Annotated in this window: 11 protein-coding genes; 1 reads left to right on the plus strand and 10 read right to left on the minus strand. The window is 32.3% G+C overall.

The window, feature by feature from the left end; all coding sequences use genetic code 11:
* The first annotated feature begins 245 nt into the window (after positions 1 to 245).
* Positions 246 to 1,919 carry a diguanylate cyclase gene (locus MCG46_RS17150; protein ID WP_240281073.1) on the plus strand — a complete coding sequence of 558 codons (1,674 nt, stop codon included), beginning with the start codon at positions 246 to 248 and terminating at the stop codon, positions 1,917 to 1,919.
* 403 nt (positions 1,920 to 2,322) lie between these two features.
* Here MCG46_RS17150 and MCG46_RS17155 read toward each other — a convergent pair whose 3' ends face one another.
* From MCG46_RS17155 to MCG46_RS17200, 10 genes are all read right to left on the minus strand, one after another.
* Entirely contained in the window at positions 2,323 to 3,642 is a 1,320-nt protein-coding gene (locus tag MCG46_RS17155) for a recombinase family protein (RefSeq protein WP_240281074.1), read from the minus strand.
* 205 nt (positions 3,643 to 3,847) lie between these two features.
* Entirely contained in the window at positions 3,848 to 4,291 is a 444-nt protein-coding gene (locus MCG46_RS17160) for a hypothetical protein (protein ID WP_240281075.1), read from the minus strand.
* On the minus strand, positions 4,288 to 6,354 hold the full coding sequence (locus MCG46_RS17165) for a type IV secretory system conjugative DNA transfer family protein (protein ID WP_240281076.1): 2,067 nt from the start codon (positions 6,352 to 6,354) through the stop codon (positions 4,288 to 4,290). Before MCG46_RS17165 ends, MCG46_RS17160 begins: the two co-directional genes overlap by 4 nt.
* Positions 6,355 to 6,356: 2 nt before the next feature.
* Positions 6,357 to 8,798, minus strand: a complete 2,442-nt coding sequence (gene mobL / locus MCG46_RS17170; protein WP_240281077.1) for a relaxase MobL — start codon at positions 8,796 to 8,798, stop codon at positions 6,357 to 6,359.
* A complete protein-coding gene (locus MCG46_RS17175) occupies positions 8,798 to 9,304 on the minus strand; it encodes a JAB domain-containing protein (protein ID WP_240281078.1) in 507 nt (168 codons plus the stop codon). Before MCG46_RS17175 ends, mobL begins: the two co-directional genes overlap by 1 nt.
* Positions 9,305 to 9,381: 77 nt before the next feature.
* Complete coding sequence (locus MCG46_RS17180) at positions 9,382 to 9,819, minus strand: DUF3313 domain-containing protein (RefSeq protein ID WP_240281079.1); 438 nt, start codon at positions 9,817 to 9,819, stop codon at positions 9,382 to 9,384.
* A 472-nt stretch (positions 9,820 to 10,291) separates the two neighbouring features.
* Positions 10,292 to 11,074, minus strand: coding sequence for a DUF6036 family nucleotidyltransferase (locus tag MCG46_RS17185; protein ID WP_240281080.1), 783 nt, complete (start codon positions 11,072 to 11,074; stop codon positions 10,292 to 10,294).
* Positions 11,064 to 11,441: a hypothetical protein gene (locus MCG46_RS17190; protein WP_240281081.1), complete on the minus strand. Its 378-nt coding sequence runs from the start codon at positions 11,439 to 11,441 to the stop codon at positions 11,064 to 11,066. Before MCG46_RS17190 ends, MCG46_RS17185 begins: the two co-directional genes overlap by 11 nt.
* 45 nt (positions 11,442 to 11,486) lie before the next feature.
* Entirely contained in the window at positions 11,487 to 11,705 is a 219-nt protein-coding gene (locus MCG46_RS17195; RefSeq protein ID WP_240281082.1) for a hypothetical protein, read from the minus strand.
* A gap of 267 nt (positions 11,706 to 11,972) precedes the next feature.
* Positions 11,973 to 13,847 carry a KAP family NTPase gene (locus MCG46_RS17200; protein WP_240281083.1) on the minus strand — a complete coding sequence of 625 codons (1,875 nt, stop codon included), beginning with the start codon at positions 13,845 to 13,847 and terminating at the stop codon, positions 11,973 to 11,975.
* Positions 13,848 to 13,850: the final 3 nt, after the last annotated feature.

Genomic DNA, 13,850 nt, shown 5'->3' on the forward strand with positions numbered 1-13,850 from the left:
CAAAGAATTGGAAACATAGATGATTTGAAAATAATTGTATTAGAGTTCTCAAAAGGACTTGTGTAAATTGTCAAACACAAGCTAGTATAAACAATAATTATATCCTGCTAATCAGACAGAACAAGCTTAGCAGCGAACTTGATTGTAAGAAACTTGGATTTCGCTTCAAGTTTATTCTATATTTGTTTACTCATTGGGTTTATAATGAAGAAAACAAAGTCAACGCAGAACGGGTGAGGTAAATCATGAAATCCATACAAACAAAGTTTATTCTGCTAATCCTAAGCTGTATTTTCATTTGTTCCACAGTGATCGGCGGAGCAGGCATTATCAATGCTCAGCGTGCTGTCGATGCGGATACCGCTTTGATGATGAATTATCGCTGCAGTGAATTGACCAGTGATATTGATGCACTTCTTTCACGTATTGAACAATCTGTCAAAACACTGAGCGCTTATACTGATGAGCATTTGGAAAGCGTGGATCGGCTGAAAAATGATGATGATTATCGTCAGGAATTTACCGAACAGCTGCAGTCCGTTGCGGTCAATGCCGCTAATAATACGGAAGGGGCCGTGGCGGTTTATGTGCGTTTCAATCCCGATTTTACACCACCGACCTCCGGTTTATTCTGGAGCAAAACCGCGCTTAACGGAACTTTTCAGCAGCTGACGCCCACTGATTTTTCAAAGTATAATCCATCGGATATAGAACATGTAGGCTGGTATTACATCCCCGTAAGCAATGGAAAAGCAACCTGGATCCCACCTTATTCCAACGAAAATATCAATGTGCAGATGATTTCGTATGTTATTCCATTATACAAAAACAATCAAACCGTCGGGGTTGTTGGAATGGATATTGATTTCAATGTAATCAAAGAACTGGTCGATGAAGTCCGCATTTATACAAGTGGATATGCCTTTTTAACCGATGATAAAGCAAACATTATGTTTCATAAGACTTACCCGTTCGGGATTTCAATCGAGAGCGTGGATTCCAGTCTGATCCCATTAATGACTGAATTAGGAAATGGTACCAGCGGCGGTAATTTATTTTCCTATCAAGCCAACGGCGTTAAGAAGAAAATGGCTTTCCGGACACTGCGCAACGGCATGCGGCTGGCTTTGACCGCACCGCTTTCCGAAATTGACAGTCATAAAAATCAGTTAATCCTTCAGATTCTGTTAGCTTTATTAATCATTACTCCGTTGGCGATTATGGTCACGATCATGATCACCCGAAAGATGATCAAGCCGTTAAAAGAACTGAACACCGCTGCTCAAAAAATCGCTGAGGGCGATTTAAGCATTGCCTTAACCAAACAAACAAAGGATGAAGTGGGAACATTGGCCGATAGTTTTCAAAAAACAGTCAATCATTTACAGAAATATATTGAGTATATTAACAGTATGGCTTATCGCGATGCCTTAACCGGTGTAAAAAATAAAGCTGCTTATCAGGAAACGGAAAAGCGCTTAGAGGAACAAATGCACAAGGGCTGGCCGGAATTTGCGGTGGTCGTTCTGGATATCAACGATTTAAAGCATGTTAACGATCACTTTGGACACGACTTCGGCGATATGATGATTATCTCTGCGTGCAAATTGATTTGTAAGACTTTCTTACACAGTCCAGTTTATCGTATTGGCGGTGATGAATTCGTGGTCATTCTGGAAAATGCAGATTATGTCAATTACAAAGAACTTTTAGAAAACTTCCAGCTAGCTATTGATGATTACAATGCCAGCAGTGATGCAGACAGTCAGCTTTCTATTGCCCGGGGAATCGCGATTTACAATAGTGATATTGATCTTGTTTTCTCCAATGTCTTTAAACGTGCGGATGACGCCATGTATCAGAATAAGGCTGCGATGAAAGTTAAGAAAAATAACACAAGTACTGAACCAGCCGCTTAAGCTGGAATCTGACTTGAATCGAGCAAATTACTGTCTAAAAAGAGAACAGCAGCGTTTATGCAGTTTGACTGCCTGATGACCCTACTGTTCTTTTTATAACGTTTTGTTCTTCTGATTATGACTTTCCACATCTATCGAAAACATAGAGCTCGTAAACAGATTTTCAGTACTGTGTTCTATGTCTACAATGAGTTTCTCACTTTAGAAAATAAGATATAAACAAAAAAATTTGGATGCGCTTAAACTTCTTTTAGAAGTTGCACATCCAAATTTGTTTAATAGATGGTGTCTTAATAGTTATATAACACAAACTATCAAAACTACTAACTAAGCGCTATAAACAGATCGATTAAATCTAAGTATATTATAATATTAACCTATATCAACAAAGATAGCAATGCTTTTATTTATATATTATGTCAAATTTTAAGTTTTTAGCGTTATATTTTATATACTTAACATGAGATTCTAAATAAATACGCTTCGCTCTATAGCTCATACGCGAAAAAACAATAACATCATTATCTTTATAATATTTATCCGTCCATATTTTTAACTCCTTATAATCTTGCTTGAGTTTTTCAATTTCTCCTACAGCTAACTCAAATTCTAATTTTCCAGATACGTACATTTGATTATAAAAATTTATTAATCTCTTTATTCGAGTTTTCCGTTCTACCGCTTCCTTTAAAAATTTTCCGTGTTCTTGGAGCATAAATCTACGATCTAAACGCCCTTCCAATTCGCTTAAAACAGTGCTTTCAGAAACACGATATCCACAGGCAGGACAATAATAATACAAATAAATTTTACCTTTACCATTTCTTTTGCGTTTTTTAGTACTTTGCTGATCTAAAATTGTATCACATGTATCACAGTGTATTATGTCTTTGAAAACATACTGATATGTATTTCTTTGCCCTTTATAATATAGATTTTTTATTGCCCTGTTTTGCTTTTCTTTCGTTATAACTCCTGGAGTATGATTTTCTATTTTATATCTTTTTGTGACAAAATCACCTGAATAAATTGGATTTGTTATCATACGAGTCAAATTATGAGTTGTCCATTTTATTGCCATGTGCTGTATAGAATTCAAATAATCAACACGTTCCTGCAAACTGCATTTGACATCAGCGATATAATCAAATACAAAAACTATATCTTTAACATTTTCATCAGGGAATTCAATAGCTTTTTTTGCATCACCTCTTTTACAGCGTCTGGCACCAATGGGTATCGAAGCAATAGTATAATTACCTTTAAGAGCAGACATATAAAGATTATCCAGAGTCCGTTCTGATGCTTGGGTAATTTCCAGCTTATCTTTGGCACTGTAGACAACTTGCATAAATTCCTCATTTGCATTATGCCAGGCAATCTCCCCGTCTTTAACACTGATCACCTTAACTCTTTTATCAACAACAAAGTTATTTTGTATTGTATAAAGATCTTGAACATCACGAATAAGTCGATCCCTTTTATAGATGAAAATACGTTCAGCATCACCATTCTTGACAATATTCTCTAACTTTTTAAACTCTCTACGATTTAAATTTTTAGCAGATTGCGCACCATCAATATACCAATTTCCATGAGGTATTTCGATGTTATTTTTAGTGATATAATCCTGAATCCCTTTTAGTTGTACTTCTATCGTATTGCCATCTTTAACTTGTTTTGTGGTAGAACAACGTATATATGCAAAATCTTTTATTCCCATACTTCCTCCAAACATAGTCCATGTTATATATTATCAATCTTAATAACTTCAATCAATAAGGTAAGATTTTATTTTAGTAATTCAAAATCTAATCCTTAACTAGACTTATTACAGATTTTAGGAAAATAATATTATTATCTTTACAGTAAGAAGCTTCTTAATCACATTTCTCTTTTACACTATCTTTTGATCTATCGCTTAAAGTTTATAGTTTATTGCAGCATAGCCTCAGAATTTCTTGGTTTAACACGATCTTATGATCTAACTGCGTCCATGGTTTTATTATTATATTCCAGCGTCCATCCAGAGCTACACAAATAACTCCAATATATTTCTTGCTTTTTATCCATTCTGCATATCGCTCATTGATTATTTTTTCCTTATCTGCAGGTATAACGATATAACTTTTGTGACAAAATTGCAGATTCATTTCAGCCTGTGCTAAAGCCTTCTTTATATCATCCAATTTAAACTCGTAAGAGCAAAATTGAATGATATTTTTATCTTTTATAATAACTTGTTCCACAGTTACCAAGTCAATGCCTCCATGTCTTGCCTGGCATTCAAATTGATATCTCAAAATATTTGATCGCCGAGAATATACCTTCCAGAAAGCATTTCTTAATTGCTGTTCTTCTATAAATTTCATTCAGCCGCCTCCGTTACATTTAAAATTGTGTTTAAATTTTTTCTTGCAAATTTTCCAGTAGATTCCTCTACATTAACCTCATTTCCATTAACCTCATTCGATGCAACATTCTCGTACATTCTTATTTTCCTTTTATATACATCTTCTATATTGAACCAAAGAACGGGTCTTAATTCTTTTTCTTGCTGTATACAATCTTTATTCATCGTTTGGTAAAAACAATATTTATTAAACGGCAATAAACGAGTCAAAAAAGGATTTCTTCTCTGGCGGATAAATAGGGCATCACCAATATCAAACTTTGATAGTTTTTCAGGTGTTAGCAGCGGCTCTCTTTGGTATGTTTCGCGTTCTTTATCCCATCTTAACTGATCACCGGCTCGTTTAGATACATCCTTCAACGTTTCCGGATCCCCGCCAAGTAAGTAAACAAAATTAGTTACATTGTTACTGATTGCTTTAGCTACCTTCTCATTGTAATTTTCTTCTATCTGCGCGAAGTCCTGGATTGCCATAAACATTCTCACTCCGCGTGACCTTCCAGCAGCCATAATGTCATCAATATTCTTCAATTTAGAGATACCAAATTCGTCATAAATAATATTGAGTGGATATTTTAAGCGTAGATTCTTTTCTTTTCTAGCTACTTTTATTACTTCTTCATACAGTTGCGTAATAAATATATCAACAAATGGATGATACGTCTTTTTTTCATCTTGAACCATTATGAAAACAGCTGTTTTTTGTTTAACGATATCCTGCATTTTAAACTCTGATATCGAAGTCATAGCCATGATATCTTGATTCAGTGTTAACAAATCCATCTTATTTGCAAAAACACTGTCAATGGAGCCTTTGGTGTTCTTCGGGCTATTGAAATAATCTGTTAATTTAGCTCTCGATTGATCATCTGGTTTTCTATACTGTTTAACGTATCTCATTAGTAATGTTTCATCTTTACTCACCAGCGTATTCCCTTGTTGATGCAACATTCGAATGGACTTTGAATTGATCATTTCATCCGGCAAGGGAATCATTTCTCCTGTTTCTGGATCCATCACTTTTTCTTCAAGCAAAAAACAAACCAACCCTTCAAAAAGGATACCTGCCTGGGCATTCCAAAATGGATCCTTGGCAGATTTTTCATAGGTTAATGTATTTGCTATATCTTTCAGTAGTTCTAAAGCCTCCGAGTAATTAGGTTCGGCTCCACTACAACTTGCCTCCATCTCAGCTTGACGCCACTTGTTAATGATGATTCCTAGTGGGTTCCACGACGATGAAGCCTTAGGATTAACAAAATTGATATTTATAATTTGATATCCCTTTTCCTCAAGTTCTTTGCCATGCATTCGATAGAGTTCACCTTTAATATCATTAATAATCATTGACTCCCCAGCCATAGCACATGTGGATATTAAAATGTGTATAACGGAGTAAGTTTTGCCCGAATTTGTTGTACCAATAATCATTGTATGGCTATCTGTCGGATCCACATAAAGTTTATTTTTCTTGGTGATGATTGGTAAGCCACCTCTTTTATTTTTCTTTTCCCCAACAATATAAGTATGTCGGATATTTAGTTTATTAATATCTGTTGTTTTAAACAATTTTCTGCAAACATTACTTCCTACAATAAGATTATAAAATCTCTTCAGCGGATCAAAAGCAGCATCCACATAATCTAAAATCGTATTGTGTTTGATTTCCCCTCCTTTATTAATCTCCAGCCTTAGCAACCCTTTCTTTGCTTCATGCTTTGTTGCCAGATGTGTTATAGACACCTGTTCATTGTGAGATAATTTTCTTTTCTTTTTGCGCTTATCCCTCTGTTTTTTACTAAAGTAGGTTGTATACACCACGTCCAGCCAAAGTCCCAACGCAATAAATGTTAAAAAATAAAAGTATATATGGTGTTCATCAAAAAAAAGCGATTTATAATTAAACATTCCAGCTATAGAAATTGATTGGTATTTAAAAATAGAAACAGCAAGTATGCCAAACCAATATATTGACAAGAAAATAAAAATAAAACCAGCAATCACAACCATTAACTTTTTCATGTTTACTCCTTCGTTGCATCTCCATAAAGATATTTTTCGATGTCTCTTTCAATCTCTGCAGATCTCTTTGCTAGATAGCTTCGCACACCACCATTTACAAATTTTCCTAGTTTTTTAATAGGCTTAATTGTGTTTTGTGTTTTATCAAGATATCTTAGTGCGAAGATATTATTTGACGCGGCAGCTTTCTTGAGATATTCGATAGCTAAAGCAGGATTTTTATCAATATATTGGCCTCGCATCAAATACATTCCATATCTATATTGAGCAAAATCATTGCCCTTATCTGCAGATAATTTCAAGTAATATAAGCTCTCTGAAATCTTGTTTAGTGACAAATATATTTTACTTAGCAAAAACATTGCTGGCGCATTATTTCGCGCTGCAGCTACAGAAGCATACTTAACAGCTTCTTCCAACTTTATATGAGTACCTTTACCATAATAATATAAAACAGCAAGTCTGTAGGCAATTTTATCACTTTTATTGGATTCAAATTCTTTGAGATATGCATCTAGTGCCAACTTGTATAAATGTTCCTGTTCATCTCCATGCACTTTTATTTTTCCTCTTTGAATCAACTCTGCAGCTTTGTAAGCTGCATCAGCATTTCCATTTTGTGCAGCCTTATGATAATGTTGAAAAGCATCCACACTGCTTTTTTCAGTCCCTAATCCATTTTCTTTCATTTTTCCCAGGATATATTCAATTCTTTCATCCGCTCCAGATATACTCTGATTAATAAGTGATTGATATGCACTCTGATAAAGTTCTTGCATTTTCGTTCTGGACTCAGTTACATCACAAGATCTAATGAGTTCTGCAGCTTTATACGCTCCCATTGGATTTCCGTTATGATATGATTTTAAATACCAAGCATAAGCTGTAGCACAATCCTTTTCTACGCCATTTCCATATTGATATAGTGTTCCTAAAGCAAATTGCGAAAATTTATAATTTTGAGAAACCTGATAATTATTCATTGCTCTGTCAAAATCTTGATCTACACCCAATCCATATTGATACATCTTGCCTATTCTGTAACGGCAATATTCGTTTTCTTTTTGATTGTTGATTTGGATAAATCTTTCTAGTGAACGTTTATACCACTCCTCTGATGTTCCTGTAACTGATATCTTTTTACTTTTTAAAACATTTCCAATATCGCTCATAGCTAGGGGATTCCCTTTATCTGCTTCTTGTTTTAACCATTTTAATGCCTCATTTAAATTTTGTTTTATTTCGTCAGTGCCAAACATTAACTTTTTTGCATACTGATAATCTTTATTAAAATAATCCCAAATCGTATTACATGTCTTTGCTGAATGACTAATAAAATGTGAGTCTTCATCCAACAAATTATCAATTAGATCTTCGTCTTTTTCTATAAGCTCTGCATCCGATTTATTCTTTTGAAGAGGTCTTTCCAAATTATTTATTTCATTAATAAATTCAGGATTTTTAAATTGCTGCAAAATCAAATTCCCACATTGTTTCATCAATTTTTTTGTCTCTGCAGTTCTTATATTTCCAGTTTTACCGGTGGCTTTTTGCATTTCCTTTTCTAAATCATCAACCTTTTGCATATAATCATCATATGCGGTTTTTAAAGGCTGACTGCTTAATATTGCTGTTGTTATCTCATCTATCTCCTCACGGTAAGGCATCATAGCGGATGAACCGTATTGTAATCGCCCTGCAGTTGGTAGTTTTTGATAAAGTTGTAGTACTGTATCATGAACTGTATTGAGATTTAGTATCGTATCAGATGTTATCTGAAATAATAAATCAGTAAAAGCTTTGTCTTTACTTTGTAGATAATCTTTACTTTCTTTATTCGATAATCTAGAATTTATTTCTTTTGCAAAAAGCAGCTGAAACTGATCAAGCTGCTTTTGTGTTAATTTACCACGTGTCCTTGTTTGGTTTTTTTCAATAAAACACAGATGCATGTGAGGATGCATTGTATTCGTATGCTGATCTTCCCACCAAATTACATTATCCGGATCTAATCCCATTTTTTTTAAAAATTGAGGTAGGATTTTTTTGCAAATATTAGCGTAATCACTGTGATTTTTCAGATGCGCCTTATCTGCAAGCTCGTAGTTTTTTAACGAAATCACTGTATCATATAAGATTGCTCCATCATGATCTGTCGCTTTATATAAATCTTGAATTAGCGTTTTACGGTTATCTTTATTAATCCAGCCAAGATAGCTATAGGTACCACTAGTTGCATTGGATCGAGATGTATATCCTAAAAAACCGTCTTCATGGCAAGATAATCGATCACCTAAATCCTGTTGAGTCTTTGCAGAAGATCTCCCTGTATACTTTGACCATCCAATAATTGACTTTTGTGTAATTATCCCTTTAAACCTTGACCTCTTTGGCGCTTGTTTTCCTATTTCCAAAAAGCGACTTTTAACAATAATGTCAGGCATTATATTTCAAACTCTCCATCAAGTTCAGGATTGGATGATATACATAAAGAGTCACCAAGATAAAGACAGGAAGGATCTTTTTCCCTCAGGCTCAGAAACGTTCGATCATTAAAAATGATGTGATCTAAAACTGTGACATCAAGTAATTTTCCGCAAGCCACTATTTTCTTGGTTATATCTAAATCTGCCTTTGAAGGTTTTAAGTTCCCTGAGGGATGATTATGCAGTAATAAAATAGCTCTTGCATTTGATAAAATGGCTGTCTTATATATTTCACGTGTTGAAACAAGAGCTGCATCTAACGATCCCATAGATACAACAGATAAATTTACAGGGATATTATTAGTGCTAAGGTTAACGACAATAAATACCTCTCTATCGAAATCCCCGAAATTTTTAATTACAAATCGAATCGCTTCTTTAGGAGAACTTATTGGGTGGCTCAAATAATAATCTTTTTCTTTTACCATTCGTATCCCTACCGAAGTAAAAACATTATTTAACATTTTCGTCTCTCCAGTAGATATTTATAACTATTGGTTCTTCACCACTAATTAAAGTCTTTATCTCTTCAATCATTTCTTCAATTTTCATGATCTCCACTTCCTTCCTGCAAGGCTTTCAGCATTTGTTTTGATATAAGTTCTTCATATATTGATGGCTGCTTTAAAAGTTTTAAGGCTTTATCAGATTCTTGTGGCAAATCATAAGTAAGTAATAAAATTTTAATTAATTCTTTATTAACTTCTGTTATAAATCTCGTCGCATTACATGATCTTGCTATAGCATTTAAATTCTGCTTTATCGCATCATTAATATAGGTGGCCATACGTTGAAGATATTCGTCCCCTACAGCATCATCCATTTTAGCAGCATAATAGAAATCGACAGCCTTTATAATGACTGCCGATTTGTTTTGATTTGATTTTAAATTTGCCTCTGGATCTTCTAAAACTATTAATGCATTGATCTTATCTATACTCTCTTTTGAGAGTCTTATTGATGTAACTTGCTTAGCCATATACTTCCCTCTTTCTTTCCAATATTCTTTTAAAATCTTTTCTAATTTTTCCGATAAAATCTCACCGAAAATAATCCCGAAACATCCTCCGATATATTAATATAATTTCATCGAAAATTCATTACCATTGAATATTCAAGGTAATATCGAATGTAATACTAACGTAATACAAAAATCTCCTGAATTTAAAAGAGAAAGTGCGCGTTGCACACTTCTCCTCACCGAGAAATGTATTACATTTCTCCTTATCCTGCTTTCACTTCCGAGTGAATAAAATTGACGATAATCATTCAAAAATCTAATATTAAATCCGAAAAGAATCATTCAGTAATTCTTTTTTCAATTGGGGCAATTTGCCCCAACTATCTTTTATATTCATCTTCTTTATACATTTAAACTCATTTTCTTAGAAAGAAAACCATGGCACACAGCCATGGTCTACAAAAAATATGGGTTTTATAATTATTTAGACTCATATTTCAAGATTTATATCCTCTTCTTCAACTTGATTTTCGTTAATCTCTTCTATGATTTTTGAATTCGTATTAAGTATGTACATCGAAGCTAAAACCTCTTTTATATTGCTATTATTTAATTTTTTTGGATATTTCTTTTCAAATTCAATAAGCATCTTTTTATTTTCTTTTTCTCTTTCCTGCAATGTTTTATACAAATCCTCTAGTCTATCAACGCTCAAATTAAGCACACTTTTTAAACGTTCTATTAAATCTTGATCAATTCCTTGTCGCGATCCATATAATTGATTTACCGCATTATCCACTTTTTCAAAAGTTAAAGGGTTGCCAAGTCCTTTCTCTGCTTTTACAATACCTACAATATCACTAAGATCATTTTTGTATTCACGTCCAGATTTTAGTTTCATTGCTATCAGATATTCCGCAGTTACTGTACGAAAACTAACTATATTTGAAAAAGTCTTATAATACTGGCTGTATTGGAAAAGTTTCGATGAATAAGAATCTGTTTTTGTAAAGTCTGTATTTATCCATCCATTAGGGAGATCAAACCGGTCTCCCACATTATTTATAGCATCTTTCATTGCAGAGCTTGCTCTGATAATTACATCAATATCATATGTTACATTTCGGAAACCATAGTTTGCAAGAGCTGCCGCACCTCCAACTAAAATTATCTCCGCAGGCATAAGCTTACCATTAAGTTTACGATATTCTTTAGCCAATTCTTTAAGATAAAAATCTAAATTTTCTTTTGTAATAGGTTTTTCATGCGACATTTCTAATCTCACTTTCTACAATGTTATGTCTCAAAAATTCTGGAATTGCATCTTTTAAACTTTTTTCTAATCGTCTCGGGTCATTAGTTAAAAAATATGACACCATCACCCCGGCAGGATAAATTAGTTTTTTTAATTTGCAATTTCTTATATCATCATAATCAGTGCAAAGTTGAATTGAGTGAATCCGTGATAGATAATCAATCATTGCAAGCAAGTAAAGTGATTCAGGATACCAATTCTTATTAAATAGATCCCGTATTTCATTATTTTCAAGAACATTAATCATAAACTGCAAATCACCTAAGTCCTTTACTCTATGACATACTGTACTCTTATAAAGTTCGAAGTCCATTCTTTCTTCCATGTTATCACTTCCTTTATATTATTATACACCAATCTCCAAGTTCTTTTACATTTCTAATTCGCCATCCTCCAACTCTTCTTCTTTTTGATCTAGCAGCTCATTAAGCTGCTTCATTTTTCTCATGAATTCTTCATCAACTCCTAAAAACTCTTGATCAGGATGATTTTCATATTTTGCAATTGCATAGTAACCCTTATCATTAAGGGTAAAGAAAGTTTTATCATCTCTTGGTAACGATGCCTGTTTATTTTCTTCGTTTTCCATCGTATTTTCTCCTATTAAAAGAACATGGCAAAATTGCCATGTTCAAAGTTCGAATTCATCATATTTATATATATTCAAATTATTAATCCAATCATCACATTTTTGCTCTAAGCTTATAAAATCTGAAGCTTTTTTATTATCTTTATGTCGTATCCCTATCGCCTTGCACAATACAGTGCCCTGACTCTTTGTAATATCTGATGCTCTTTCCCCCCCAAAAAAAATCTTATTTACAAACTGCAAATGACTATTAAAAACGTTTACTCTTCATAACAACATTCTTCGAAAATAACTTGACTTTATTTGAACAGAATTAGAATATTTACGGTTTTCTAAATCAACTATGACTTCATCAATTGTATTAATAAATATTTCGGAAATAGTTGCTCTAATTAATAATTTTTCTTTCTTATCTTTCACAATAAGATTTTCTAAAAATGATTTAAGTCTTATAAAATTATTTAATGATAATAAAATATTAACAACTTTGCACTTATGATTAATCCAGGTATTTTTAAAAGCTTCATATATCATATAATAATTTCCCTGAATTTCCATCTCATCATCTATAAAAGGAGAAATACATAATATTTCATCATTATAGAAATCATCTATAAGATTTTCAAAGTATGTTTTACCATCTAACATACATGAATGCATTTTTGATTTACTAATTTCACTATACATTGTAATAATCCTAGTTAGTAAATTATGATCAAAAGCATACATAAAATCACATGGCCATAAATTATAAAAAGCAAAATGATTAATTATATATCGCTGTATTTCTTTACAACATGCATCTTGTAATATCCTATAGATCTCCAATTCAGAATCAGTTAATCCTTCGAGGGGATCATCAGTTATTTCTTGGAATGAATGAGTCCAATGATTAAAATTTAGTGAATATACCTTTATTGCTAGCCCTGCATTTATAGCATTATTTATCTTACATAATATAATATCATTTATAAGATCAAAATCAGGTTTGGGTATATTATCTTTTATATTTCGAATGAAGCTATAATTTTTGATAAATATAGCATATTCGTTTAAAGAAAAACTGTACTTACCCTTTTTAAAAATTTCCAAAGCATCAAGATAAAATTCATATATTATCCTTTCATGATTAAAAAAATAATACTGCTCTTTGAATATTGGATTTACATTTATAAAATTCTTCGACCATTTACAATCTATTTCGTATTTTAAATCATCACAATTTAATTCTCCTATAGAAATATATTTCTTCAAGCTAATAGGTATATCTCTGACTTTTTGAGGACTTTTTTCCTTTTTTCCTATATAAATATAGTATAAAATAAACTCTATAAACCAGTCACATGATAATTCATCGTGATGATCAATTTCAATTAAAATATCATAAACACGTTGAAACATATGGATAGCTATTTTCAATCTTCTGAAATTAATATGCTCTCCTGAAAGTACAGAAATAATTTTATATTTATTATTGGTTAGATATTCCTTATATAATTTAGACTCTGATGGGTAGTTAACTAATATATCGTTCAAAATTAGAGCATTCTCATCAAAATATATTGTTCTATCTATAGTTTTTTCCTTATAGTCATTATACTCTTCATTAAATTTTCCTATCAAAAACGCTTCATTACTAACCAAAATAACTTTTAATCTTTTATTCTCACAATAGTCATTGATAATACCAACAACATCATAAATATTAAGTTCTGTTCTTTCTAGGTCATCAAAAATAATAATTATTTTTTTAAACTGGCTGTTTTTATCATTTATTTCATATAAATCAAGAATATCTAAATTACATAAGGGTTCAATAATTTTTTTTACTATATCTATCGTATTAATTGCCCTACTGATATTCGAAAAAAATTTTTTTATTTTATTAGGATTAGCATCTTGCCACAAATATTTTTCTTTAAGATAAGCTAGTTTAATTTGCATATGTACATTCTCAATAGAGCATTCACCAAATAGTGAAATAATAATAGGAATATAGTTACTTGCTATATATGGATCTTTGCAAAATATATTTTTAATGAAATAAGTTTTTCCACTCCCCCAAATTCCTGTAAGTAATAATGCTCCATAAGAATTTTTTTCTCTACAATATTCTTTAATTTCTTCTAAAGTTTTGCCCATATA

This window comes from Holdemania massiliensis, from assembly GCF_022440805.1.
Classification (GTDB): domain Bacteria; phylum Bacillota_I; class Bacilli_A; order Erysipelotrichales; family Erysipelotrichaceae; genus Holdemania; species Holdemania massiliensis_A.